This is a genomic window from Thermococcus thioreducens (genome assembly GCF_002214545.1).
In the GTDB taxonomy this organism is placed as follows: domain Archaea; phylum Methanobacteriota_B; class Thermococci; order Thermococcales; family Thermococcaceae; genus Thermococcus; species Thermococcus thioreducens.
In genome coordinates, this window is the sequence record NZ_CP015105.1 from 1,218,596 (window position 1) to 1,244,112 (window position 25,517).

At 52.0% G+C, this 25,517-nt stretch carries 28 protein-coding genes and 1 riboswitch; of the genes, 21 read left to right on the forward strand and 7 right to left on the reverse strand.

What is annotated here, in order from left to right; all coding sequences use genetic code 11:
- Window positions 1-108 precede the first annotated feature (108 nt).
- The gene (pyk, locus tag A3L14_RS06705) at window positions 109-1,542 is read right to left on the reverse strand and encodes a pyruvate kinase (RefSeq protein WP_055429308.1); all 1,434 of its coding nucleotides are present in this window, start codon (window positions 1,540-1,542) and stop codon (window positions 109-111) included.
- A 92-nt stretch (window positions 1,543-1,634) separates the two neighbouring features.
- On the opposite strand from pyk, the gene A3L14_RS06710 reads away from it, so the two are divergent.
- Complete coding sequence (locus A3L14_RS06710; RefSeq protein ID WP_055429307.1) at window positions 1,635-2,096, forward strand: peroxiredoxin; 462 nt, start codon at window positions 1,635-1,637, stop codon at window positions 2,094-2,096.
- Window positions 2,097-2,254: 158 nt separating this feature from the next.
- Here the strand turns inward: A3L14_RS06710 and A3L14_RS06715 are convergent, their stop codons facing one another.
- Window positions 2,255-2,716 carry a hypothetical protein gene (locus tag A3L14_RS06715; protein ID WP_055429306.1) on the reverse strand — a complete coding sequence of 154 codons (462 nt, stop codon included), beginning with the start codon at window positions 2,714-2,716 and terminating at the stop codon, window positions 2,255-2,257.
- A gap of 109 nt (window positions 2,717-2,825) precedes the next feature.
- Here A3L14_RS06715 and A3L14_RS06720 point away from each other — a divergent pair, with 109 nt between their 5' ends.
- Window positions 2,826-3,026, forward strand: coding sequence for a TIGR04140 family protein (locus A3L14_RS06720; protein WP_055429305.1), 201 nt, complete (start codon window positions 2,826-2,828; stop codon window positions 3,024-3,026).
- A 9-nt stretch (window positions 3,027-3,035) separates the two neighbouring features.
- On the opposite strand, the gene A3L14_RS06725 is transcribed toward A3L14_RS06720, so the two are convergent.
- From A3L14_RS06725 to A3L14_RS06735, 3 genes are all read right to left on the reverse strand, one after another.
- Window positions 3,036-5,288, reverse strand: a complete 2,253-nt coding sequence (locus A3L14_RS06725; RefSeq protein WP_055429304.1) for a Piwi domain-containing protein — start codon at window positions 5,286-5,288, stop codon at window positions 3,036-3,038.
- A 48-nt stretch (window positions 5,289-5,336) separates the two neighbouring features.
- Complete coding sequence (locus A3L14_RS06730; protein ID WP_055429303.1) at window positions 5,337-6,383, reverse strand: radical SAM protein; 1,047 nt, start codon at window positions 6,381-6,383, stop codon at window positions 5,337-5,339.
- An 80-nt stretch (window positions 6,384-6,463) separates the two neighbouring features.
- Entirely contained in the window at window positions 6,464-7,180 is a 717-nt protein-coding gene (locus A3L14_RS06735) for a zinc metalloprotease (protein WP_055429302.1), read from the reverse strand.
- Window positions 7,181-7,273: 93 nt separating this feature from the next.
- Window positions 7,274-7,348: riboswitch (Fluoride riboswitch) on the forward strand.
- Window positions 7,349-7,372: 24 nt separating this feature from the next.
- On the opposite strand from A3L14_RS06735, the gene A3L14_RS06740 reads away from it, so the two are divergent.
- The 9 genes from A3L14_RS06740 (at window position 7,373) to A3L14_RS06780 (ending at window position 12,891) form a co-directional block, all read left to right on the forward strand.
- Complete coding sequence (locus A3L14_RS06740; RefSeq protein ID WP_055429301.1) at window positions 7,373-8,239, forward strand: prenyltransferase/squalene oxidase repeat-containing protein; 867 nt, start codon at window positions 7,373-7,375, stop codon at window positions 8,237-8,239.
- A gap of 9 nt (window positions 8,240-8,248) precedes the next feature.
- Entirely contained in the window at window positions 8,249-8,935 is a 687-nt protein-coding gene (locus tag A3L14_RS06745; RefSeq protein ID WP_074631195.1) for a DUF6062 family protein, read from the forward strand.
- Entirely contained in the window at window positions 8,926-9,225 is a 300-nt protein-coding gene (locus A3L14_RS06750; protein ID WP_055429300.1) for a hypothetical protein, read from the forward strand. The genes A3L14_RS06745 and A3L14_RS06750 overlap by 10 nt, the downstream gene beginning before the upstream one ends.
- A complete protein-coding gene (locus A3L14_RS06755; protein WP_055429299.1) occupies window positions 9,222-9,647 on the forward strand; it encodes a hypothetical protein in 426 nt (141 codons plus the stop codon). The genes A3L14_RS06750 and A3L14_RS06755 overlap by 4 nt, the downstream gene beginning before the upstream one ends.
- Window positions 9,648-9,771: 124 nt before the next feature.
- A complete protein-coding gene (crcB, locus tag A3L14_RS06760) occupies window positions 9,772-10,143 on the forward strand; it encodes a fluoride efflux transporter CrcB (RefSeq protein ID WP_055429298.1) in 372 nt (123 codons plus the stop codon).
- Between the two features lie 4 nt (window positions 10,144-10,147).
- A complete protein-coding gene (locus A3L14_RS06765) occupies window positions 10,148-10,528 on the forward strand; it encodes a DUF190 domain-containing protein (RefSeq protein ID WP_055429297.1) in 381 nt (126 codons plus the stop codon).
- Window positions 10,529-10,581: 53 nt separating this feature from the next.
- The gene (gene coaBC, locus A3L14_RS06770; protein WP_074631193.1) at window positions 10,582-11,796 is read left to right on the forward strand and encodes a bifunctional phosphopantothenoylcysteine decarboxylase/phosphopantothenate--cysteine ligase CoaBC; all 1,215 of its coding nucleotides are present in this window, start codon (window positions 10,582-10,584) and stop codon (window positions 11,794-11,796) included.
- 85 nt (window positions 11,797-11,881) lie between these two features.
- Window positions 11,882-12,565, forward strand: a complete 684-nt coding sequence (locus tag A3L14_RS06775) for an aspartate/glutamate racemase family protein (protein ID WP_055429296.1) — start codon at window positions 11,882-11,884, stop codon at window positions 12,563-12,565.
- A gap of 32 nt (window positions 12,566-12,597) precedes the next feature.
- Window positions 12,598-12,891, forward strand: coding sequence for a MazG nucleotide pyrophosphohydrolase domain-containing protein (locus A3L14_RS06780; RefSeq protein ID WP_055429295.1), 294 nt, complete (start codon window positions 12,598-12,600; stop codon window positions 12,889-12,891).
- A 5-nt stretch (window positions 12,892-12,896) separates the two neighbouring features.
- On the opposite strand, the gene A3L14_RS11830 is transcribed toward A3L14_RS06780, so the two are convergent.
- Window positions 12,897-13,043, reverse strand: coding sequence for a hypothetical protein (locus A3L14_RS11830; RefSeq protein WP_162840164.1), 147 nt, complete (start codon window positions 13,041-13,043; stop codon window positions 12,897-12,899).
- A 195-nt stretch (window positions 13,044-13,238) separates the two neighbouring features.
- Here A3L14_RS11830 and A3L14_RS06785 point away from each other — a divergent pair, with 195 nt between their 5' ends.
- The 4 genes from A3L14_RS06785 to A3L14_RS06800 all read left to right on the forward strand — a co-directional run bounded on the left by A3L14_RS06785 (window position 13,239) and on the right by A3L14_RS06800 (window position 18,467).
- Entirely contained in the window at window positions 13,239-14,660 is a 1,422-nt protein-coding gene (locus tag A3L14_RS06785; protein ID WP_055429294.1) for a TldD/PmbA family protein, read from the forward strand.
- 10 nt (window positions 14,661-14,670) lie between these two features.
- Window positions 14,671-15,993: a TldD/PmbA family protein gene (locus A3L14_RS06790; protein WP_055429293.1), complete on the forward strand. Its 1,323-nt coding sequence runs from the start codon at window positions 14,671-14,673 to the stop codon at window positions 15,991-15,993.
- Window positions 15,994-16,084: 91 nt separating this feature from the next.
- The gene (locus tag A3L14_RS06795) at window positions 16,085-17,170 is read left to right on the forward strand and encodes a DUF835 domain-containing protein (protein WP_232473288.1); all 1,086 of its coding nucleotides are present in this window, start codon (window positions 16,085-16,087) and stop codon (window positions 17,168-17,170) included.
- Window positions 17,171-17,387: 217 nt separating this feature from the next.
- Window positions 17,388-18,467, forward strand: coding sequence for an AAA family ATPase (locus A3L14_RS06800; protein ID WP_055429291.1), 1,080 nt, complete (start codon window positions 17,388-17,390; stop codon window positions 18,465-18,467).
- An 11-nt stretch (window positions 18,468-18,478) separates the two neighbouring features.
- Here A3L14_RS06800 and A3L14_RS06805 read toward each other — a convergent pair whose 3' ends face one another.
- Window positions 18,479-19,678, reverse strand: coding sequence for an MFS transporter (locus A3L14_RS06805; protein WP_055429290.1), 1,200 nt, complete (start codon window positions 19,676-19,678; stop codon window positions 18,479-18,481).
- Between the two features lie 205 nt (window positions 19,679-19,883).
- Between A3L14_RS06805 and A3L14_RS06810 the strand changes: the two genes are divergently transcribed.
- The 6 genes from A3L14_RS06810 (at window position 19,884) to A3L14_RS06835 (ending at window position 25,505) form a co-directional block, all read left to right on the forward strand.
- Window positions 19,884-21,164, forward strand: coding sequence for an MFS transporter (locus tag A3L14_RS06810; protein ID WP_055429289.1), 1,281 nt, complete (start codon window positions 19,884-19,886; stop codon window positions 21,162-21,164).
- 141 nt (window positions 21,165-21,305) lie between these two features.
- Complete coding sequence (locus tag A3L14_RS06815; RefSeq protein WP_055429288.1) at window positions 21,306-22,265, forward strand: hypothetical protein; 960 nt, start codon at window positions 21,306-21,308, stop codon at window positions 22,263-22,265.
- Window positions 22,252-23,031 carry an ABC-2 transporter permease gene (locus tag A3L14_RS06820; RefSeq protein WP_055429287.1) on the forward strand — a complete coding sequence of 260 codons (780 nt, stop codon included), beginning with the start codon at window positions 22,252-22,254 and terminating at the stop codon, window positions 23,029-23,031. The genes A3L14_RS06815 and A3L14_RS06820 overlap by 14 nt, the downstream gene beginning before the upstream one ends.
- Window positions 23,028-23,477, forward strand: coding sequence for a hypothetical protein (locus tag A3L14_RS06825; protein ID WP_055429286.1), 450 nt, complete (start codon window positions 23,028-23,030; stop codon window positions 23,475-23,477). Before A3L14_RS06820 ends, A3L14_RS06825 begins: the two co-directional genes overlap by 4 nt.
- Window positions 23,474-24,148 carry an ABC transporter ATP-binding protein gene (locus tag A3L14_RS06830; RefSeq protein ID WP_198300083.1) on the forward strand — a complete coding sequence of 225 codons (675 nt, stop codon included), beginning with the start codon at window positions 23,474-23,476 and terminating at the stop codon, window positions 24,146-24,148. The genes A3L14_RS06825 and A3L14_RS06830 overlap by 4 nt, the downstream gene beginning before the upstream one ends.
- A gap of 10 nt (window positions 24,149-24,158) precedes the next feature.
- Window positions 24,159-25,505, forward strand: coding sequence for a PEGA domain-containing protein (locus tag A3L14_RS06835; RefSeq protein ID WP_055429285.1), 1,347 nt, complete (start codon window positions 24,159-24,161; stop codon window positions 25,503-25,505).
- Window positions 25,506-25,517: the final 12 nt, after the last annotated feature.

A 25,517-nucleotide genomic window follows, 5' to 3' on the forward strand; every position in this document is an offset into this window, starting at 1 on the left:
CACGTATTCTTATTTTTGTCTTGTTTATTTCCGCCATTGACGCCCTGTCTTCCCACTGCACCTTGATTTCCTTTTGTTGATGCCAACGCCCATAATTGGATAAAAATCTCAAACCGAAAAGATTCTAATCGTGTTCGTCCCTACAGTTTTGCCTATGGGTGTCCCCTTCGTCAGCAGTACGGTGTCGTTCTCCCTTACAAGCCCGAGGCCTTTTATGACCCTAAGTATCTCATCCTCGCTGGTTTCGCTCACGACGAATGGATAGACTCCATAGGAAAACATCAGATTATTTGCCACCTTTTCGTCAGTTACAAACGCCAGAATCCACTGCCTGGGTTTAAACCTCGATATCAGCCTCGCCGTTTGGCCGGTTCTCGTTGGGGTGAGTATGTACTTGACGTCTATTGAATTCAGGGCTTCCATTATGCTCCTTGCAATGGCGTCCTTTATCGTCCTTCTCCGGGCACGGCCAGACCTCTCCCCCGGCTTCATCTCGGCCATCATCGACGTCCACTGGGACTCCCGGTAAGCCTCCGTTGTCTTGGCTATCTTTGCCATCATTTTCACGGTATCCACGGGGTACTTGCCAACGGCGGTCTCCTCTGAGAGCATGACCGCATCGGTTCCGTCCAGTATGGCGTTGGCGACGTCTGTGACCTCCGCCCTCGTTGGCAGTTTCTCTTCGGTCATGCTCTCAAGCATCTGGGTTGCGGTTATCACAGGTTTGCCGGCACAGTTAGCTTTGTGAATGAGCCTCTTCTGGAGTATCGGAAGTTTTTCTATCGGCATCTCAACACCGAGGTCGCCCCTGGCAATCATAATGCCGTCAGAAGCGTTCAGGATCTCGTCAAAGTTCCTGACGGCGTCAGGCCTCTCGATTTTGGATATAATGAACATGCTGGCGTTTCTTTCCTCTATAAAACGCCTGACCTTTAACACATCGTAGGCCGAGCCGACGAAGCTTATCCCAACTGCGTCGACACCGTGCTCTATGGCGAACTCTATCAGCCCTAGGTCCCTCTCTGTGATCGCGTCTATCGCCATCCTCGCATTTGGTATGTTAATGCCCTTATGGGAGAAGAGGGTTCCACCAACCAGAACTTTGCACGTTACGTCCTGCCCTTCAACTTTCTCAACGCGGAGTGCTATAAACCCGTCGCTCAGGTAGATAACGTCTCCCTTCGATACCAGCTTTGGGAAGTCTTTGAACTGTATTGGGATCACAGCCTCATTTCCAACCACGTCCCTCGTGGTCAGCGTTATGGTCTGCCATCTTCTCAGAACAACTGAACCACCCGCTATCTCCCCTACCCTGATTTTGACGCCCGGCAGGTCGCCCAGGATTGCAACCGGCCTGTTCAGCCGGCTGGATGCCTTTCTTATCAGTTCTATGGTCTTTGCATGTTGTTCTTCATCACCATGGGCGAAGTTTATCCTGGCGACACTCATCCCCGCCTTTATCATGGCCTCAATCGTCCTCTCCTTAAGTGAAGCGGGCCCTATCGTGGCTATTATCTTTGTCTTGTGGGAAGGCAGCCTCATGGTCTCACCTGAGACCCCATTTTATCGCACCACCTAAATAACGTTACCGGAACTTTTATGAATTAGGTTGTCCTAATTACTTTGGTGGTTGTATGAACCCGCTTGAGGTCAGGGTGGTTGATGAGAACGGGAAAGAGATAAGCCTCGGGGATGCAGTCCTCGGGAAGTGGACCGTGCTCTACGTCTATCCTAAGGACAACACGCCAGGATGCACAACAGAAGCGAAAGAGTTTACTGAGCTCCTCCCAGAGTTTGAAAAGCTGGGCTTCCAGGTTATCGGCGTTTCAAAGGACTCCGTAAAGAGCCACATAAAATTCAAAGAGAGGCACGGTCTAAGAATCCGGCTTCTCAGCGACCCGGGGGCAGAACTCATAAAAGCCCTTGGAGCATGGGGCAAGAAAAAGCGCTACGGGAAAGAGTATGAGGGGGTCATTAGGAGCACCTTCATCTTCAACCCGAACGGTGAAATCGTCTGGAAGAAGATCAACGTTCGCGCCAGAGGCCACGCGGCGAAGGTTCTGGAAGAAGCCAAAAGACTTGCGGAAGAATCCTAGAAGTTCCCAGTGTCATTTTCTTTATCCGGGACGGCCCCCGGCAGGGCCAGCGGGTTCTCTCCGCCCAAATGGTATGATGGAACTGCCAACAATCTCAACGATCCCCACGGACGTCCCCTCCAAGTCAAAACAGGTCAAAAAATGAAGGGGGAGGGGCCTCACTTCATCAGGACGAAGCCCACTATGTCGCCATCGTAGGCCAGGAAGACCTTAACCCCGTGGATGGTCTCGTAGGCGGCATAGACGTCCAGCCCGCTGAGGTCGTAGTCACCCACGACCTTCCCGACGTAGTCGCCGTCGTAGACGAGCTTCTGGACGGTTATGCCGCGTGGGTTGGTGAACTCCTCAACGCTAAGCTGGGCGAGGTAGTCCTGGACTTCCGCCGGGTCAACGCTGACCTCTGTGAGGTTCGCCGACTTAACTCCGAGCCCCATGTATGGAGTGCCTTCTCCAGCCATCATGCCGCCGTTCCCATGCCCCATGCCCCTGGCGTAGGCCATTGGTGTAGTGCCTCTCTCAACCTCCGGGTTAGGCCCCGGAGTGCCCTGGTAGGCCGCAACGGCCCCAAATATCAGGCCGAACACGGCCAGTGCCATAAATCCAGCCAGCAACTTCTTCATGTCACATCACCTCTCCATGTGTAATTGTAATATTACATATGCTACCTTCCTTTATAAAGCTTTCGGTGGGCGGAAGCTATAAATCCTGAAACCGCGATGGGTTGATGCTATGAGAAGGGAACTCATAACCGCCATCCCTCCGGGGGAGCTGAGAGAGATACTTGGAAAGTCCAAGGCAGGGGTTTCTATCAGCGTGGAGGAGGCAGAGCCGTTTCACGGCATGCCCCGGTACAGGCTCACCATCGAGGGGACCGAGGAGGAAATCGAGAGGTTTATGGAGACGCTTAGACTGGCGAGAGCTGGAGGTTAAAATTGAGAATTATACAAAATATAAAAATCCCTCCGCCAAAAGTTCTTCCCTTATTCTCCATCCTTTACGGAGTGCTCTAACAAATTTATGTGCATAATGTACCGGGGCAGGCAATTTCATGTCCGCAGAGATACTTCCGTAGTTTAATTCACTCAATAACAATATTTCAAAAATATCATTATATGTTATCTCTTGAGAGGTTATTGTTCCGTCTAGGATAAGCCTCTTTTCGCTGAGCTTTAATGGAACAGGAGTTCCCACAGACTGCTTAATACGATGGGGTAAAAGATAAACAGAATTTGCTAATCTCAGATATAACTTCCGATTAGCGAAAATTCTTAGCAGATGACGTTTGACTATATTAAATGTTGTTATCTTGATCCCAAATACCTTTGAGATATATGCTAGCCCTTCCTCCTCATCTTTTGTTATCTTTCCATCGCGTAGTATTAGAATGCTCTTTCCTTCCAAGTCAATTCCAAATTTTCCAAATTGTACGACCATATCTTTAAAAAATTCTTTCATGTCTATAGATTCACCCATCTGCTCTCCGATCTCAACAGGGATTATTTTCCTAATATATCCCTGAGAATCAAACATCACAGCACTACCCCCTATATACCCGTGAGAAAGTTTCATAGGGGTAACGTCGATTCCAACAATATAATCATAGCTAAACTTATGCCTAAGAACATAATATTTAATACCCAGTTTTGACAATATTTGGAACAGTAGATTATGTTGAACATACAAATTAAGTCTAGACTCATTGTACTTATCTCTTTTGTACAACGTTGCTTCGTTAACTACTTGTGAAATAATATTAACTGAAAACAGTCTTTTCTTAACTTCATCAAATGTTTCATTTGGGAGCTTTGTCCGAGTTGCTATAAGTGCTAGTCCCAATTCTGCATTTTTCATTAGATTTACTAGCTTGATACTCAAATTTACAATATCCTTATCTGAGGTTAGATCTATTGTGAAGATATACTTGTCTCTAATATCTAAAATTGGGAAGTCTACCCAGTTTGAAAGACTTTTCTGGAGACTACTTATTAAGTACCTAAACTCATCTTTAGCAAAGGTTTGAATATCTCGTGAAAGAGCAGAATCAACAATTATAAATACGGGTATTTTTTCGATTTTTTTAAGCTTCTGCGGGATGTCATATGGCAGTATAACCGGATATTTTCTACTCTTCATCCACGTGAACAGTCTTGTTTTTGATATTTCCAATTCAGATAGTGTGACTTTAACGTTGTCGGCATTCCTAACCTGTAACATGTCATTTAAATCCACATCGAATGTATTGGCCTCGAGTTCAGTTAAGGATGATACTATAATATTTGTATTTGTTTTGATGTCATTGATTAGTCTCGAAAGAAGAGATATTCTTTGATTGGAGGTAAGTTTTAGGTATTCTAGGATCTCTGATGCAAGAATGTCGTTCAATTGCTCTGCATTGTATACTGGAACAACAAACTGGGGCAAAAGATGTACCAAATCTCCCCTATTATGTTGTCTCAGAGGTTTAGCTAAAATTATCGGTTGATTTAAATCAACAGGTCCAAATTTCTTATAAAATTCTTTTTTTAATTCAGGAGTGTTCCAGTATCTTTCAAGGTGATAGTCATACCAGTGTTCCACATCATTAGAATTATCTTCAATAAGATCTGGATCACCATTATATCTTTTAAAGATGGGTTTGTAGACAACCTTATGTTCTGAGGCAATATCTCTTAATAGTATAGTTCCTCGGTGTTCTTTCAAGAAGTCTCTTAGGGCATCTTTGTTTCGCCCTACCAGCTCCCATAATGTCTTCTTGCTACGGATTTGGTGGGATAAGTGCAATACAAGGTAAAAATCACCGCCATGCTTAATTACTGACGATCGTATCTCAGGGATAACCTCAAAATCTCCAAAGGGTTTCGGCTTTCTATATTTTTGTAGTGTCCGGGATAGGGCGTGATCTGAAATTCCATTATCCCGCAGGATTCTAAGAACAAGCCTATTCTGATAGTTTTCAGGGAGTTCATTGAATGATATTTCGTCCTCTATTGCAAATTTACCTGAGTATTCCAGCTCGCTTGGAGTTGCAATAATCCTGTTTTGAGGATCTATGACTATCCCATGATTTCTATATGCAATCTTGTATATGTTCATCCCATCTTCAGGCTTATTAAAAATCTTGTAGAGATAAATTTCATTTGGGATTATATCTTGGTTTAGTTTTACCATATTCGTCAGTACTTTCATTAGCATCACCACAAACTAATATTGCTCAGAAATCTGTTAAAAAGATTATTCCCCTCATGACACCAGAGCGTTTCTAAAACCGAGTTCTCCAACGATTTGGGCCGCTTTTTGTCTCTCCTCTACACTCAATCCCCTGCTAATTTCGGGATATTCATCTGCCCGATACTCCGGCCTGTACTGGAACATAACGTTTACCCTGACGTCCTTTCCGAGATTTTCGGCTATCCACTCCAGCACCGGCCGCGTGCAGCAGTCGAGGTGGTCAGGCATCACCAAATGCCTTACGAGAAACTCCGCTCCGAAGTGCCCCGCAGCAAGGAGGAAGTCTCTCGTCACGACCTCCCAGTAGCGGGGAACCTTAGAATACCTCAAGGCACACCTATCGTTTCCCCACTTGAAGTCGGCCAAGTAAACGTCAACGATGCCGTCAAGGAGCCTCATGGCTTCTTCGCTCATGTACATGTTGGAGTTCCAGATGACGGGAATAGGGACTCTGACGTGCCTCAGGGTTTCCAGAATGAATGGCAGGTGGGGCGTCGGCTCGCCGCCAACGAAGTTAACGTTCTTGGCTCCCCTCCTGAAGGCCTCCTCGATTTTCAGCGCCATGAACTCGGGAACGTGCTCAACCCCAACGCGGTGCTGGCTGATGTCCCAGTTCTGACAGAAGACACAGCGGAAGTTGCAGCCGGAGAAGAAGACGGTATAAGAGGGTACCAGCTCAGGTTCCTCGCCGTAGTGCAGGAAGTCGCTGGCGATAAGGCTCTCCCTCACGCGACAGTAGCCGATGCCCTCCCTCCTGTTCACGCGGCATTTTATCTCGCACAGCGTGCAGGACTCCAGAATCCTGCTGGCAATCAGTGCCTTGAGCTCAAGGAGGTTTTTCTCCGGTTTCTCACTCAGGTCATTTTCCCTTAACTTATCCATCCCCTCGGCATGGAGGTTCCATAGTTCATCAAAGGAGAGACCGTCTTTGAATCTGACCTCTACCCGCTTTGTGATGGAAAAGACAGGCTCCTCCATCCCCTCAAGGATCGAGAAGTAGCGCGACAGCGCTCTTCTTGCTCCCTCACTCCCCCATCTGGAAATCCGGCCGAGCCACATCACTAAGAAATAACGTCCAAAAACCTAAAACTTTTTACATTTTTCTCTTGAAAGCCTCGCCGTTCACGGCGGGAAGGAGGTCATTTGGGCTCGCCGTGGCCAAGGTTGAACTCCGACCACTCGACCGCTCGCTTGAGGTTTATGAAGCAGGAGTCGCAGTAGCCGAGCATCCGGGAATCCCATTCTTCCATCGTGGATGGGGAGTTCATGACGCAGTCGTTGGAGCAGTGCTCAAGACCGAAGCCGTGACCAACTTCGTGGAGGACTCCCTTAAGGACGCGGTCCTTGAAGAGGGAAAGCCCTCCCCTCACACGTCGTTTAATCTCCTCATCGGGAGTTTCCGAGCCAGAAGCGGCCTTCAGCAGTTCCCCGAGTTCCGGGGGCTCAAAGGGCTTCATGGAGAGCACCATTATCCTCAATCCAAGCCTTGTCTCGTGGATGCCCAAAAAGCGCTCGTAGAAGTCGAAGTAGGGGTTTCTGGACACGAGAGGGAAGGTCGTGAGGGCGAATATCTTGTCCATCCTTATGTCAGGTCTCTCCTCTATCTCGTGGAGGAGCCTGGCGTGGAGGACATCAACTAGGGCCTCTAAGGGGTAAACTCGCATTTTGCCCTCGGGGGTGTTGAGGCTTATCAGATAGCCCGGCTCGAGCTTCAGCTTTCCGATGTACAGGAACCTCAGGGATATATCGTTCTCACGAAAGAAGCGGTTGGCCTCGTCAAAGACCGTGAAAACAACCTCGTCTATTACCTCCCTCTCCATAAAGTTGCCCACGTAGGTGAAGGCTATGAACTCCATGATTTCATCACAAATGAAAGGCCGTTTTATTCTTATTAAATTTTTAGGTTATTAGGTAATTGCACCACAAACGTTTTTAAACGCCTTTCAGATGGTCTTTCGGGCGATGGCGTCCGCCCGGGCTTCGAGCCGAACCGCCCGCTAAGGGCTGATGACGCCTGTTCTCCGTCAAAAGCTTAGGGAGGCGGTGGAATGGGCTCGAAGCTTTATGAAATTGGAAGGTTCGTTAACGCTGATTTGCTCATCAGGTATATAGAGGAGAGACGCCACGAGGACGGCGGTTACTGCTTTGTCAGCGTTCTCGACGACACCAACGTCAACGACACGTACTACGCGGTCAAGATTTACGATCTCCTTGGTATGGAGGTTCCTGAAAAAGAAAAGACGATCAAGTTCCTTGAAAAGGCAATACAGCCCCAGACGGCGGTCGTTGCGATAGCGATGGCAATGGAGGGTCTGGCAATACTGGGAGCAAAAGACATCGCGATGGAGCACCTTAACATCGTTTTCACCAAGTACAACCCCCTTGAGGGCAGGTTCGCCGTTGGTCTCGGTGGAAGCGAGGAGTTTGGAACGGCGACGCCGCTGGAGGCAACTTACTGGGTCGTTAAGGCGTTCAAGGCTATAGGCTATGATTTCAGCCCCGACGAGAAGGAAGCCATAAGAACCTTCGTCATGAAGTTCAGGAACGGAAACGGTTACGGCGTTAAGGGGCCAACTACGACGATGACGTATCAGGCGCTCTATACTCTCCACGCCCTCGGCTACAGGCCACCTAAAAGCCCCCACTTCAAGAACTGCGAACTCTGCGGCGAGTGGGGCGGCTTTACGGAGGTTCCATACAGCCTTCCCCCCTACCTTGAGCCCACGTTCTACGCTTCCAGAGGGCTTGAACTGCAGGGTGAGGCACCTACCTGCCCCAGTAGGCACATCTGGTTCATCCGCCAGCTTCAGAACTCCAACGGCGGCTTCAGACGTTCGCTGGAGCTGGGCATCTCGAACTTCCAGAACACATACCGGGCGCTGGCTGTGCTGGACTTCATGAAGAGGTTCATCTGAGTGGTGGGTATGGACCTGATCGGCATGTATCTGAGGGACGCCCTCGGGGAGGGCTGTCCCGTCTGCAGAATACTCCGCAAATACGAGGAGTCGGAGATAGACACCATCCTGTATGAGCACGTGAACAACCCGGACGTGAGGGAGAAGTTCAAAGAAAGCCTGGGCCTCTGCACCTACCACGCATGGAAAACCCTCAGAAAGGCATATTCGGAGCCCCTGCTGGGGCCACTGGGCGTGGCCATAATCTATGAACACATGCTTGGGACGTACATAGAACACCTTGAGAGGGGCACGTTTCCGGAGGAAGGGGAATGCTTCCTCTGCAGGCTGATGGAGGAGAAGGAGAAAGGCACGATAGACGCGTTCGCGGAAAGGATTGAAGAGCTCCTGCCCGAATACGAGCGCTCCGAATCGGTGCTCTGCCGGAGACACTACGTAATGCTCCTCCAAATCCTCCGACGGGAGAACTCCACCGCGGCGGAAAGGCTGGAAAGGATTCAGATGAAAAAGCTGAGGGTTCTCAGGGAAAGGCTCGGCTCATTTATTGACAAGTTTGACTACAGGGCCAGGGAGCGACCAACGAAGGAGGAGATATCGGCACTTCCCCTGACGATAGAAGCATTGAAGGGAATCGAAACGGGAATCGCCATGAAACACTGCGAGGAGCGAAAGAGGAGGAGGTTCCCTTGGAGATAGAGGTCACAAACGACGAGCTGAAGACCATAAGGAAAAACAAGCGCGAGATAGAGAAGAGGTTCCATGACCTGGAGGGGCTTGAGAGGACACTCAGGGTTCTAAAGCTTCGCCTCCTTCTCGAAAGAAAGGATGGGCTGGAAAAAAAGCTGGCCGAGATGAGGGTCAGCTACACCGAGCTCGTCGAGTTCGAGGAAACCGCAAAGCGGGACAAGGAGTTCCTTATGGCATTCCGGAAAGAGCTCAGCGAGGAAAACAGGAGGCTTAGAGCGGAGCTTGGGTGTAGAGAATGAAAATCACGATAAGACCAAAGCGGGGCTGGCGAAGGGTAACGTTCAGAATTCCGGACGAGACATTCGAGAAGATTGGGAAGCTCTGCGAACGCTACGATTTCCGACCGGAGGAGGCGGTCAGGATAATCCTCCTTCACGGCTACCTCGATGACGATCCAGAAGCCAACGAGACGACGTTCAAAAGGCTCAAAGAAGAGATAGCCCGGCTTGATGAGGAGCTCTACGAGCTGGAGGGCAAATGGTCTCCCCTGAAGTTCCGCTCGTACTACATCGCCATGGACAACCAGAACCTTGCGATACAGATCTCCGCCATGATCGCCGAGAACAAACGGCTCCGGGAGCAGCTGGGGCTTCCGAAGAGGGACTACAGTGAAGCCGAGGAGAAGATACACTACTACCTCAACTTCGAGGGTAGAGAATGAACACATCCATTGACTCCGCCGGACTGAACGTGCTCTCCCTGGATACATCCAGGTACCAAAATTTTAAGTATGCACTGCCAGACGCACCCAGAGAAACAGGAAGAACAAAAACAAGGTGAGGAAAATGAACCCCAGGATAGTACTGGCAATCGCACTCGGCGGGGCCCTAGGCGCGCTGGCGAGGTTCTACATCTCAGGCATACTCCCGGTTTACAGGGACTTTCCGGTTGGGACGCTCCTCGTGAACAGCATAGCCAGCCTGATCCTGGGCTATCTGTACGGCCTGCTCTTCTGGGGCATAGGAATTTCAGCCGAATGGAGGCTCTTCTTCGGAACGGGCTTCTGCGGGGCACTGAGCACGTTCTCAACCTTCTCCTACGAGACCTTCTCGCTCCTGCGCGAGAGGGAGTATTCCCTGGCCCTTCTGAACATCTCGGCAAACGTTATAATCACAATAGGCCTAATATTCCTCGGGTTCGTCCTTGCAAGGAGGTGATTTTGTGGTTGAGGTCGAGCACTGGAACACGCTTCGCCTTCGCATTTACATAGGCGAGAACGACCGCTTTGATGGAAAGCCCCTCTACAAGGCGATAGTCGAGAGGCTCCGGGAGATGGGAATCGCCGGTGCAACCGTTTACCGGGGCATTTACGGGTTCGGCAAGAAGAGCAAGGTTCACTCGGCAGACGTTATGAGGCTTTCAACGGACCTGCCCATAGTGGTGGAGGTGGTTGACAGGGGATACAAGATTGAGAGGGCCATAAACGAGATAAAGCCCATGATAAGGGACGGCATGATAACAGTCGAGCCGACCATAGTCGTATGGGTGGGCACGAAGGAAGAGGTTAGTAGGTTCGAGGAGGACGCCGTGAGGGAGCTTTGAGCCTCCCAAGTATTATATATGAGTTAGTGCAACCCTCTTCTGGAGGTGCCATCATGCTCCACCACGTTAAGCTTATCCACGCCACCAAAAGCCGGAAACTCGTTGGAAAGAAGATTGTCCTGGCCATTCCCGGCAGTATAGCCGCCGTTGAATGCGTTAAGCTCGCAAGGGAGCTTATCCGCCACGGGGCGGAGGTCCACGCAGTGATGAGCGAGAGCGCCACCAAGATAATCCATCCCTACGCGATGGAGTTCGCCACCGGAAATCCAGTCGTAACTGAAATCACCGGCTTCATAGAGCACGTCGAGCTCGCCGGAGACCACGAAAACAAAGCCGACCTGATCCTCGTCTGTCCCGCTACGGCGAACACGATAGGGAAAATTGCCTGCGGAATTGATGACACACCAGTTACAACCGTTGTGACGACGGCCTTCGCACACACACCAATAATGATCGCCCCGGCAATGCACTCCAGCATGTATGAGCATCCGATTGTCGTCCAGAACATCGAGAAGCTCAAGGAGCTCGGCGTCGAGTTCATAGGGCCGAAGTTTGAGGAGGGCAAGGCAAAGGTGGCTTCGATTGACGAGATCGTCTACCGCGTGATAAAGAAGCTCCACCGGAAAGACCTAGCCGGAAAGAGAGTTCTGGTAACCGCTGGGGCGACAAGGGAGTACATAGACCCGATACGCTACATAACCAACGCGAGCAGCGGGAAGATGGGCGTCGCCATAGCTGAGGAGGCCGATTTGAGGGGAGCTGAGGTCACTCTGATAAGGACGAAGGGCAGCGTGCCGAGCTTCGTCGAGAACCAGGTTGAGGTCGAGACTGTTGAGGAGATGCTTGAAGCAATAGAGCGCGAGCTGAAGGCAAAGAAGTACGACGTAGTTGTCTTAGCCGCCGCCGTAAGCGATTTCCGTGTTAAGGAGAAGGCCAGCGTGAAGATAAAGAGCGGAAAAACTCTAACCATTGAGCTTGAACCAACGCCGAAGATAATAGACAGGGTAAAGAAACTTCAGCCAGACGTTTTTCTCGTCGGCTTCAAGGCCGAGACGGGGTTGAGCGAGGAGGAGCTCATCGAAGCCGCGAGAGGACAGATCAAACGGGCAGGGAGCGACCTCGTTGTGGCCAACACGCTTAAGGCCTTTGGCAGCGAGGAAAACGAAGTCATCCTCGTGGGCAGGGACTTCGTCAAAAAACTTCCCAGAATGAGCAAACGGGAGCTTGCTGAGAGGCTCCTCAATGAGGTAGTTTCGGTGATCGGGTGAGGAGTTCCAATTACTTTTCTTTTAACCTTCGGTTTTAAACCAAAAGGTTCATATCTCTCGGGGAGGACTCTATACGGTGACGCACATGAAGAGGATAGGCATAATCGGCGGAACGACCCCGGAATCAACCTGTTATTACTACAGGAAATACATAGAGATAAGCAGGGAGAAGTTCGGTCCCTTCACCTTCCCGGAGCTCATAATCTACTCGATAAACTTCGAAGAGTTCAAGAACAATCCCCGCGGCTGGGAGGGGAGGAAGGAGATACTCATAAAGGCCGCAAAGGCCCTTGAGAGGGCAGGGGCGGAGATAATATCGCTCTCGGCCAACACTCCCCACATAGTCTTCCCGGACGTCCAGAAAGCTGTAAACGTCCCGATGGTGAGCATAATAGATGCACTCATCGAGGAAATGAAGCGCAGGGGCGTTAAGAGGGTTCTCCTCCTCGGCACCAAGACCACAATGACGGCGGACTTCTACAAGGATGCCCTCAAGGGGGCGGGCTTTGATGTCATAGTGCCCTCCGAGGAAGAGATTGACGAAATCAACCGGATAATCTTCGAGGAGCTGGCCTTTGAGAACCTTAAGAGCAAACCGTACCTGGTCGATCTTATCGAAAGGTACGCGGAGAAATACGGCATCGAGGGTGTCATTCTCGGCTGCACCGAGCTGCCGCTGGCGATAAAGCAGGGCGACGTCTCTGTCGAGGTCTTCGACACGGCGGCAATCCACATGAGGAAGCTGATAGAAATAGCGAGTGATTTTTAAGCCCTTTTCTTCTCCCTTCACCGGTGGGGAAAATGGAGATCAGGGAATTTCAGAAGCTTATCCACGACATTTACTTCCACAAGGACTCGAAGCGCGGGGTTGATAAGACCTTCCTCTGGTTCGTGGAAGAGGTTGGAGAGCTGAGCGAGGCGATAAGAAAGAACGACAGGAAAGCTATGGAGGAGGAGTTTGCAGATGTTCTGGCGTGGCTCGCAAGTTTGGCGAACCTCCTCGGGATAGACATCGAGGAAGCAGCAAAGAAGAAGTACCCCGGCGTCTGTCCCTACTGCGGCAACAACCCGTGCACGTGCGAGGAGAAGTTTTGAGGGCCTCAGGATTCGAGTTCTCTCTTCGCTTCTTCCCAGAGAATTCCGTCCTTTAATGTCTCCTCTTCAAGTCTCGCAAGCTCCTTGGCTTCTTCCTCGCTTATCTCTTCCTCTTCAAGTTCCTTCGCCTTTAGTTTGAGGAGTTCAAGCATGTCCTGAAGACTGCTCTGACCTCCTCCCCGCCCTGAAGGGCGAGGCTTTCAAAAGAAAAAGCAACCCTCCCTTGTTTTAGCTCCACAAGGCATTGGAAGCCCTGCGATTAAAGTCTTTTTTCGACCGCCATCTTAACGGAAAGACTTTTATACTTCCGGACGCACTATTCTATGCAGTAAACCGAGGTGATGTGCATGCATGAACTCGTAGAGTTCGCCGTTGAGAAGGCCCTCGAACTGGGGGCGAGCTACGCGGAGGCGCGCTTCGAGGAGAAGAACGGCACTTCTCTGGCAATGAAGAACGGCAACCCTGAGGGACTGAGCATAATAGCCGAGAGGGGAATCGGCGTAAGGGTTCTGGTCGATGGAGGAATGGGCTTCGCGAGCACGAACGTCCTCACGAAGGAGAGCGTGAGCGAGGCCGTCAAGAAGGCCGTCAAGCTGGCCAAAGCGGCCTCCAAAGTGAGAAATGAGCCAATAGTTTTCAGCGAGGAGGACTTCCACCGCGTCTCCTACAAGGTCAAGATGAAGAAGGACTTCCGCGACGTTTCACCGGAGGAGAAGCTCGAACTCCTCAGGAAAATTGAGGAGGACGTCAAGGCAACGGGCGTGAACGTACCGATGCGCTACCTCGGCTACTCCGACCAGCTCTGGAAGAAGATCTTCATCAACAGCGAAGGCGCCTACGTCAAGAGCAAGATTCCGCGCGTTTCCATAACCTACAACCTCGTGGTTTTTGAAAACGGCCAGATGGAGCAGGCCCCCTTCGTCCAGAGGGCGTTCTCCGGTGGGCTGGAGCTCATCGAGAAGGACGAGCCGTGGAGCTGGGCGGTTAAGGACGTCCAGGCCCTAAAGAAGCTCATCTATGAGGGACAGAAGCCACCGGAGGGGAAAGTGGATCTGGTCATAAGCCCAGAGGTCGCTGGGATAGCCGTCCACGAGAGCGTCGGCCACCCATACGAGGCCGACAGGATTTTCGGAAGGGAAGCGGCTCAGGCCGGAGAGAGCTTCGTAAAGCCGGACATGCTCGGCGAGAGGATCGGGAGTGAAGCCGTCACCGTCATAGAGGACCCGACGATACCGAACAGCTGGGGGTTCTACCTCTACGATGACGAGGGCGTCAAGGCGAGGCCGCGCTACCTTATCAAGGACGGAATAATCACGGAGTTCCTCACCAATAGGGAATACGCGGCAAAGCTGGGCCAGAGGTCGAACGCTTCAGCCAGAGCCATCAACTACAACCGCGAGCCGATAGTGAGGATGGCCAACACCTACCTCGCGCCCGGTGACTACTCCTTCGAGGAGCTGATTGAGGAAGTCAAGCTCGGCGTCTACATGGTGTCCTTCAACGAGTGGAACATCGACGACAGGCGCTACCAGCAGAGGTACATCGGAAGGGAGGCCTACCTCATCGAGAACGGCGAGATAAAGCACCCTGTCAGGAGGCCTATCCTTGAGATAACGACGAGGGCGCTCTGGAGCAGCGTCGATGCCGTCGGCAAAGAGGTCGAGTTCTTCCCAGGAACCTGCGGCAAAGGCGAGCCCGGGCAGGGAGTGCCCGTCTGGATGGGCGGGGCGCATGCAAGGCTCAGGGACATACCGCTGAGGAGGCCGTGAGGTGGTGGAGATGTTCGACGTTAATGATTTCATCCTTAAGAAGGCCAAAGAGCTCGGCTTCGGCGACGTCGTCGTTCTCGGCTACGAGATGGACAGGCGTCAGGTCCGCTTCGCCAACAACGAGATAACCGTCGCCAAGAACTGGCACGAGAGGAAGGTCGAGCTCTTCGTGGAGCTGGAGAAGAGGGTAGCTGGTACAACTATAACCGAGCTGAGCGAGGAAAACATCGAGCGGACCTTGAAGACCCTCCTGGGCAACATGAAGGGCATGTCTCCCAAGGAGGACTACTACGGCATCGCCGAGGGACCCTTTGAGTACAAGGATATACCCGAGACCTTCGATAAGGCGATAGTCGAGCTCGATGAGCCAAACGAGTACGTGGAAAGGGCAATCAATGCGGCCCTTGAGGAGGGAGCCAAAAGAGTTGCTGGCGTTCTCTACACAGACCACAACAGGCTCTACCTCACCACGAGCAACGGGGTTGAAGCTTTTGACGAAGGCACCGGGATAGAGATAAGCGTTAGGGCATTCATTGGAGACCTTGAGAGCGGGCACGGGACGAACTCGGTGAGGGTTCTCAAGAAGTTCGACCCCGAATCAGCTGGAAGAAAGGCCGGTGAGATTGCAAAGCTCGCCCAGAACCCGGAGCAGGGGCCGGAAGGGAAGTTCGACGTCATCTTTGACCCCTTAGCCTTCGCCAATCTGCTGAGCTACATGAGCTTCATGACATCGGCCTACGCGGCAGAGGCCGGTTTTAGCTTCCTGGTGAACAAGCTAGGTCAAAATGTCGCTAACGAAATCGTCACGATAAAGGACATTGGAAACCTGCCCAACGGCTACGGAACGAGGAAGTTCGACGACGAAGGAGTTCCAACGAGGGAAACGACGATAATCGAGAACGGAACCTTCAAGACCTTCCTGCTCAACACGAGCATGGCGAAGAAGTACGGGACGGAGACGACGGCCAACGCGGGCCTTATAATGCCCCACGCGTGGAACATCGTCCTTGAGCCGGGTGACTACTCCAGGGAAGAGCTCTTCAGCGAGGTCAGGAAGGGCATATACATCACCAACGTCTGGTACACCCGCTTCCAGAACTACGTAGCCGGTGACTTCTCGACCATCCCGAGGGATGGAATATTCCTCGTGGAAAATGGAGAGCTGAGGCCGATAAGGAACATTCGCGTCAGCGACAACTTCCAGAGGATCCTTGAGGGAATCAAGGCCCTCGGAAAGGAGAGCCACCACATCCACTGGTGGGAGGTCAGGACGCCAGTTTCGACACCCTACGTTCTCGTGGAGGACGTTGGCATAACCAGGGCGACGAAGTGAACAATGCTTTAACTTTTTAACATTATTTTTGTGAAACGGCTTTAAGCAGACTAAACGTTTTAATATTTATTACACAAACCGCCAACAGCAGGTGAGGTGTGTGCTGGAAGTCCTGAATGTTGCGATGAGGTTCTCAACGTGGGGGTTTACCACCTACAGGTGGATACGGAAACGTGAGGGATTCCTGCTCTTCCTGAGCCTGGCGCTGTGGATAGACTCCCTCGCGGCCCTTGCTCAAAAACCGATCCTTGAAAATCTGGGACTCCACCCCGAGGCCAAAGTCTTGGTTCCCCTCCTTTCCTTGCTGGCGGTGGTCGAGGGAATACTCCTGCTGGTAACCTCCCTCTACCTCCATGAGCGACTCGGGAGCGCGGGTGGCCAGGTTCTGATACTTTTAACCTCAGTGGGAGGGTCTGCATACGTTCTGCTCGCGGCTCTCTTTGACACATCCCCCCTGCTCATGATGGCATTTCCCCTGCCCTTCCTGGGGCTGTCTCTCATGGCCACGGGATACGCCCTCATCAAAAAGGAGATAGGAATAAGGAGCACTGCCACGCTGTTCCCTATGGGTGCATTTCTACTCGGTGCCATTAACTTCACATATCCCGTGACAATAACAACTGCACTTGCCCCATATCTTTACGGCGCTGGGGCACTCTTCAGGGTGATGATGTTTATTGGGATGGCAAAGTATGCACTTTTCCAGATAATGCCCCCCAAGGCTCCAGTGGGTGATATGCCCCATGGCGCATTTTATGTGGACAATAAAAGACATCTCGCCTCAATCATTCAGAGGATGAAGTCCACAGGAAACGGGGTTCTTATCACCAGAACGCCACCCGAAGATGAGACTCCCACGTTCCCCGTCTTTTGGGTTACTCGGGTTGCTTCGACTGCCCCATGGAAAAACATTGTGACGGTACGGCCCACCGACATAGGGATACTGATAGACCTTGTCAAAAAACATCTCGAAAAGGGCCACTCCATTGTTGTCTTAGACTGCTTCGAATATCTGGTGTTGGAAAACGGCTTCGAAAATGCACTCAAGTTCCTGCTCTCATTGAAAGACCATGTTGTCAGATTTGGTGGTGCTCTTATAGTAGCCACCGATCCGTCTATGTATTCCGAAAAACAATGGACGGTTATGTTGAGGGAGCTTGACAGACTGGAGTTTTGACGCTCTCCCTGTGGCACTCAACTCAAAAAGCATCGCGTACCCCTCAAAGTCAACATGAATAAGTTCCACTACATACCTTCCATCTCTCTTTGTTAGGCGCATGATGTACGTTTTAGTTCGTACCCCATTTTGGGGTATCCCAGCTATTTCGGTCCCGTCATCGAAAAGGGCAAGGTTTTTATAGTGCAAGTACCCCACCCCATTTTGGGGTAGGCATATGCTGTTCAGCGTCGAACCAAAGACCTCGATAACGGACGTGTTCGGGAGAAAGGCGGAGTTCCTTGAATTCCTTGAAAAGCTTGAGAACGGAAGACGTTTGTTCGTGATAACCGGGCCAAGGAGGATAGGAAAGACAACTTTCCTGTACGCCACCCTTAATGAGCTCCACCGCACGAGGAGAATCCCCTACCTGATTATCGATGCCAGGAAAGCGGCATCGGTGAACATGTACAACCCCGCGAGGGCCATTACAAACGACCTTGAACTCCTGAACAAGGGCAGGTTTTCAAGGGCAATCTCTCGCATCGAGGGGGTAAGTGTCAGGGGCTATGGCATAAGGCTCAGATCGAAACCAGCCGAACTGACCGATGCTCTTGAAGAGATAAATGAAAAACACGAGCTCACAGTTATAGCGTTCGACGAGGCTCAGTACCTGCGCTTTGCCCGAAACGATTTTACGCTTCTCCTTTCGTGGGTGTATGATACCCTCCAAAATATTGCAGTTGTATTAACAGGCTCCCAGGTGGGCGTCCTTGAGAAATTTCTCCGCTTTGGTGATTACAACGCCCCGCTATACGGGCGGTATCACGTCAGAATAAGGCTCCCCCGCTTCAATCCTTCCGAAAGCCTTGAATTCTTAGAAAGGGGTTTCGCAGAGTACGGTGTTAAGGTGCCGACGAGAGAACTCCTTTCGGCGGTAAGAACTCTCGACGGCGTTCCCGGCTGGCTAACTCACTACGGGGCGTACAGGATTGATGGCAGTTCCCACTGGGACGCTATAGACAGCGTTCTCGAAGAGGCCAGCGGATACATCGAATCAGAATTCCGGGAGCTTGATGAACTGAGTCCGAGGTACCGGGCAGTAATGGAGATAGTGGCAACAATAACTTCCTCACAGCCAACCGCCAGAAGAAAGGACATCTTAAATGCCCTGACCCTTCGTGAGGGCAGGGAAATAGACAGCAAAGACATGAGAAAGTATCTAAGAAACCTCGTTGATTACGGCTTTCTTGAGCACACTGGCTACGGCGAATACTACATACCGGATCCTGTAGTCAAGAGGGTTTTCCAGAGGTAAGGGGGATCAAATTAATCCGCCAGATGTCTCAGCTCCAGCGGCTCCCTGAGGGGGCCAAGGCTGGCCAGCTTGAAAACCGCCCCAAGAAGGAGGAATCCAACTCCAAAAACCAGCCTGGCTCTCGAAAGTCCCAAAAAGTCTGTCATAAACCCATAGACCACGTAGAAGATTGAAGTGATAAGCGCCATCACCATATTCCTCAGGGACAGTATCGTTGCCCTCTTCTCGCTTGGAACCCTGCGCTGGAACTCTACCGAGACGTTGAATGTGAAGGCGGAGGCAGAGAGCGTTGCGAGGACGCCGAGGAGAACTATGAAAACCGGATTCGGATAAAGAACTGAAAGAACCGTTGCGAGAGGCACGCCCAAGGGTGCAGCCTCATGGAAGGCTTTTCCAGCCCTACCTTTGAGAGCAACGCCGAGATACCTCGGAACGGTCCTTATCAGCACCTCCACAATCCCCAGGATTCCAAGGGTTCCCATGATGGACATGCCGAGGTAAACCGCCAGAACGTTTCCAAGGTATGGCTCGAAGAACTTCCTGAACTGGTTGAGTGCGAGGGTTACCGAAAGCAGGTAGGTGATAAGCCACGCGATTTCCGGTTTTCTAAGTTCCTGCCACGCCCCAAGAACGTGAACTGTATACGGGTGTTCGGGCCTCGAGAAACCCATCTCCGGTATGCCCAGGGCGAGGGGAACCTGAACCACCTGAAGGAAGACCGTGAGGAGTATTGCCATCTCAAACCCAAGGAACTGAGCCATGAACCCGCCGAGGATTGTTGTGGTGGAGGCAACAACCAGAGAAAGCTTCTGGGCCGACCTCCAGATTTCTTTGAATTCACCTTCTCTGTTCTCTGCTCTTAGATTGTCGAAGAGCCACGCCTGAAAGCTCCCGCTCACGAAGGAAGCCCCCAGCGTCCCTAACAGCTGAGAGACCATGAGAACCCAGAAACTGCGAAGGAAGAGCAGAAGAAACGTCGCAAGGGGGATTATGGAAAGACCTATCAGAACGCTCGTCTTTCGGCTCACCTTATCCCCGACAACACCCGTGGGAACCTCGAAGAGAAAAAATCCCAGTCCAGAAACTGCAGTCGCGATGCCTATCTCACCGTAGCTCAGCCCCCGAGAAAGATAGTAAATCACCGCAATGTTGCCGAGGAAACCTGCATAGGTTAGGACAAAGAGGAGCCTGAAACGGTCAAGCCAATCCATTCCACCACCCGGGATGGGAAGTTGAATCTCCGAGGGATTTAAGGTTTGTGAGTGGCAAAACGACCGGAAAACTCAACGTCAAAGAACCGTAAGTCACGTTACTTTCCAAAATCTCCGGGAAATTGCCCAAATCTGCGTAACAAGGTGGGACGGCTGAGAAAACGCTTAAAAACTTCTTCATGCAAATGAAACCGGGTGGTGGAAGATGGAGGCCATCGAAAACTCCCGGTTGAATAAGTTCCACTACACGCTTTTGGCTATCCTCGGAACGGTGTGGGCGTTCATAGCGGTGAATACCATCTCGGCAGGATTCGTCATAGCCCTGCTCAAGAACGATCCGGCTTTCCAGGGCAGCCTCACAAAGCTCGGCTCCCTCGGCTCGGCGGCGCTCTTCGGCATGCTCTTTGGGGCGTGGCTCTTCGGCTACCTCGCGGACAGGATTGGAAGGAAGAAGACGCTCACCCTTGCAGTTGCCACCTTCTCCCTTGCCTCGATAGTCAGCTCCTTCGCCGGAAACCTCGACGCCCTCATAGTCCTGCGCTTCATCGTCGGCCTCGGCCTCGGCGGTTCTCTGCCGGTTGCAAGCTCCTACTTCGCCGAGTTCATGCCGAAATCTGTGAGAGGCGCGATGATTTCAGTCCTTGAGAGCTTCTGGGCGATAGGCACGATAATCATAGGCGTAGTTGCGATTCTCGTCAAGGCCGACTGGAGGAACATACTGCTCTTCGGCGGCGCGATAATACTCATCCTGCCGCTTCTTCTAACCCTGCCTGAATCGCCCCGCTACCTGCTCATCAGGGGACGCGTTAAGGAAGCCGAGGAGACCATCAGGAAAGCCCTCGGGGTGAGCGTTAAGCTTGAGGCCCCGAAAGGGGAAAGGAAAGCCTCGGTCGGAGACCTCTGGAGGCGCTATGGTAAAACGACCCTCATGCTCACGATAGCCTGGTTCAGCATAGCCTTCGCCTACTACGGCTTCTTCATATGGCTTCCTAGGTTTCTCTCGGCAACGCTGGGAATCACCGTCTTCAGGAGCTTTCAGTACTTCATAATCACCGCCATAGCCCAGCTGCCGGGCTACTGGAGCGCCGCTTACCTACTTGAGAAGATTGGGAGGAAGAAGACCCTCTCCTACTATCTTCTGCTCTCGGGAATGGCTGGAGTGGGCTTCTACCTCGCGGCCAGCTCAGGAAACGAAACTGCAATAGTCGCGAGCGCGGTAGCCTTCAGCTTCTTCAACCTCGGTGCCTGGGGAGCGGTATACGCCTACACCCCGGAGCTTTATCCAACGGCCGTCAGGGGCACCGGCACCGGCTGGGCGGGAGCGATGGCGAGGATAGGAGGCGGAATAGCGCCGATCCTGGCGGGCAGGATAATGGAGCTGAGCGGGAGCGCGCTGGCGGTGCTCGTGATCGCGGTGGTGGCGATAATCGGCGCGCTGGACGTTCTGGCGCTGGGAGAGGAGACAATGGGGAAGGCACTCACTTGAGGCATCAGCGGTCCATTAATTTTTATTTTTGAAGGTAACCTTTATAAGATATTCAATCGTCACATCTGGTGGTGGCCTCCGATTAGAGGAAAACTCGGAAGAGTTATTGCACTAATTGCACTAATTCTTGCCTTTCAAGAGGTGCCCTCAACCACCTCAGCATGGGGAACAGCTAGGTGGCTCAAAGAAGGCACCCACGCAACGTACGCGCTCCTTGAACCCCCAGGCGGCCCAAGGGACATCAAGGACCTGTACATGTTCCAGCTCTATCCAGAAATGCTTCCTTCCAGTGTTAGAATCGACATCATAAGCCGCTTGAGCGACGATTCTCCCTGGAAAAAAGACGGTTTCCCATTTGTAATCGGAGACTGCACAGGGATATTCCTTCGTTTTGAAATCGTCGATATCCAAAAGAAACTTGCCCGGGTTAACATCAGCGTGATGTTTGTGAATGCCACCCTCGAGGGCAACTATCTCGAAATAATCCCCAATCTGACGATATGGAAGGTGCTGAACCTTAACCTGACAACCATGACGTACTTTGATAACGGAACCCCCATCGGAAAGGCCACCCTCTTCATCGATCCATCGGATACACCGAGACCCGGGGAAGTGCTCTTCAGACTTAAGGGGCTTTCAATGGAGACCAACGTCTCGGTAGGAAACGTCACCTACAGTGCCTATGGCAACAGCACGGTTCTGACGTACTACAGACCCTTCAAGCCGCCCCACATCGGAATAACAACCAGGAGTTTCTACTTCAGCGATGCCGGGGAGAACTGGTCAATCTCTGGAGGGGGAAAGGAAGAGTACACCTACGACTTCCTAACCGGCGTCATGATAGCGGGAACCTTCAGCCACTCCACCGAGCTGATGGCCCTTGGAGTTTTTAGTATTGATGGTATGGACAGAAGAATCCGCGGAAAATCAGAAGCTGGGGTGTGGCCAGACGGCATCAAACTGTATGACACGAACATCGCTTTTCCCGACGAAGGAAACTCTTCCCCTCCCGATAGTCTCTGGAGGTACTACCTGTACTCCGGAATTCTGGCACTGATGGCTTCACTTCTGGTGAGGTGGTGGAATAATGGGCACCGTTAGAACCCAGTTGGAGTGGGAGCTGAATGATCCACTGAAGCTCGTTGTTTTCCTCTTCGGGTTCTTGCTGGCAGGGCTGGCGTTCTTGAAGGACGCCCTCAGTATGGGAGCAACCGGCATGTTGAGCCCCTTCAGCCAGGGATCCGCCGTTCACTACGCCAAAACCATTCCAAGGCTTGCCCTGCCAGTTTTATCCCAGGAAGCCTACAGCGTTCTTATCTTCGTTGCAGTTATGCTCTCCACCCTTTCAGTAAGGGGTGAGATTGACTCGCTGGCTGCCCTAACCGTATACTCGCTCCCGATCAGGAAGTGGAAGTTGTTCCTGATCAAATTTGTTTCAGTCCTAGTTCTGACGGCCCTATCATTCGTGATCCCCTATTTCCTGGCCGTGGGATACGTCCTCTCTGGCTCTCCTTCTCTCCTCGCCGGGATACTCGGAGACGGGGTCTGGAGTAATGTTCTGACGTTTTTCCTGATTGCGGTCTTCTACACGGTCTCGGTTTCCATTTTCATAGCCCTGCTGTCACCGAATTCGTTTGCCTCGATTCTGGGGGGACTCTCAGTACTGTACGTCCCGGTTATTCTCGGGATATCCAGCCTGCCCCCGTTCAGCATCTCCGCCGCTATGTCATCCTATCTGAGTTCGGTGGCCTATGGAATGGGACACACAGTTGCCGCCCACGGGAATGTGGCTGGGGTTGGGTTCTTTCTTCCCTCCACGCTGTTGGCGGCATCGGTAATCCTCAGCGAAAGGAGGGATGCCCGGTGAAGAGGTTTGCAGCGTTCCTTCTGCTCGCCCTTCTACTCTTCACCATAGAATCGCTACTTCTTCCCCGGTACTACCAGGAGACCCCAACGGCCTACGGATTCTTCAGTGACGATGGTTCCTCCGTTTCGGTGTTTGTCCCGACCGCAAGAAGGGTCGCCATCAGCGTCGTAACGGAGAATCTGGATAGGTGTGAAATCGAGGTGTTCGATGGCGTCCGGAACAGGTTCATCACGAACCTGACCGCAATGGGGAACATGTACCGGGAGATGGAGCTTCCCGATTCCGGGACGTACTATTTCGTGTACCATGGAAACGGCACTGCGAGGATAGCCGTTGGAACCCTCGCGATGTACCCATCTAGAGGAGTGTTGAAAATTGAGTACCTAATTGGCGGAACGGTAGCATTTGTTCTCGCCGCGCTAGTCTGGGTGGGGGTGAGGCAATGATAGTGAGGGCAGAGAAGCTTACAAAGCGCTTCGGAAGTGTCCTTGCCCTGAACTCCGTTGAGGTTGAGATTCCGGAGGGATTAACGGTCATAGTCGGCCCCAACGGGGGTGGCAAGTCCACTTTCCTGAAAATCGCCGCCGGAGCGTACAGGCCGACTGCGGGAAGGGTTGAGGTTCTCGGAGATGACCCTTGGAAGAACGAGCAAATAAAGAGGAGAATCGGCGTCTCCTTCGACCCGCCGGCCCTCCCACCGCTGAGGACAGGGCTGGAGTGGTTGGAATACATCTCAGAGGCCAGAGGGGGCGATGGAGAGAGCGTCCAAAAGGCCGCGGAGATGTTCGAGGCCAGGGAATTCATCGCAAAAAAGATTCGAGACTACTCCGCGGGCATGAGGAAGAGGCTTTCCCTCGCCCAGGCGTTCGTGGGAGACCCGGAGGTGGTGTTCCTCGACGAGCCGCTGGCCAATCTCGACCTAAACGGCATGAGGGATGTAATGGAGGTTATAAAAGAAGAACACAAGAACGGCCTGAATCTTGTGGTAATCTCCCACATCTGGCGCCCCTTCATGGAAATAGCAGATTACGCTGTTTTAATAGCTGCGGGGAAGGTACAGGCCGCTGGTTCCCCCGAGGACGTCTACCCATTGCTGGAAAAAGCATTTCCCCTGTGAGGTGAGGATAATGAAAAAGACCGCAATCCTGGTCAGCATGATGCTTCTGCTCTCCATCACGACTGGGAGTGTTAGTGCGCTTCCAAAAAGCGGTTACGGCGTATTAGTCGTGGACTCGGATTCTGGCGCAAGTGTTTTCATCGTGGAAGAACGGACAAACTTCACAGCACCGGCGTGGGTGGAACTCCCTGCATCGAAAGAGGGCGAAAACTACACCCTTATTATGGAGATAAACAGGCTGAGGGTGAAAATCCCGGTTCTAATCAAAGAGAGTCTGACCACAATAGTGAAGGTGAAAGGTGAGAGAATAGAGGAGTCCATATTAGCCAAAGGGGCCAGCGCCGTTGAAGTGCAGTTTGGTTCATCCATCAGCCTTCCCCCAAAACTCAAAGGCCCGGAACCCGCCCTTGAATGTATGGCGGCAACCTACGGCCCGATAAACGGACACGGACTGGTGTTTGAACTCATGAAGAACCCCAACGGAGATGGCTACTTCCTCCTGCCCAACGGAACTCCCGTTGAAATCTGTGGAGAGTACTATCTCACAGAGATGTACGGAATAGAGGACGGATGGGCATCAGTCGGTCATTTTCTCAACTGGACGACCTACGTCCCGGAGTACAGGAAAGTTGAAATAGACTCCTACCCTGAGGACTCGGCCGTTCTCGTCTTCGGCGCCAGCTACAACGTACTAAGGACACCCATAAAGCTGTTCGTGCCGATAATAACCAACACTACCCAAGGATACGGCTTTGATATGAACGGCAGGCGCGTGGACTTCAGGCTCAACCCGATTCCGGGGTACAACATAACACTTGCCTCCAACGTTACCATCACCGGGGGACTCGCTCCCCGTATCAGCTTCATTGTGAATCCAACTGTGAATGGAGCCGAGATTGGTGTTAACTTCACCACGTTAACTCAGGCGATATCGCTGGAGATTGTCTACGGTCTCCCTCCAGAGTATCGGAACCTTCCCAACGGACTGGAAAGCACATCTGAGGGAAGCTCCGGAGTAGAAGAAAATCGAGGGAATGCAGAGAATAACACCCCTCTGAATTCGACACTCATTATAACGACGTACCCCGAAAACGCGAAGGTATCTGTAGACGGCAAAACCGTGTGTGCCGGAAAATGCGTCCTAAACGTAACTCCAGGGGAGCACGAAATCACAGGGAGCGCTGACGGCTTTGTTGCGGAGAGCAGGGAAGTAATCCTTGCACCGGGAGAGCAATTAATCCTGAACCTCACGCTCTCACCGTACCCGAAGTTTGAGGTAGTGTCCGTTCCAGAGGGGGCCAACCTCTACATCGATGGGAATTCCACCGCCTGCATAACGCCCTGCAACATCACCTAACCCCCGGAACTC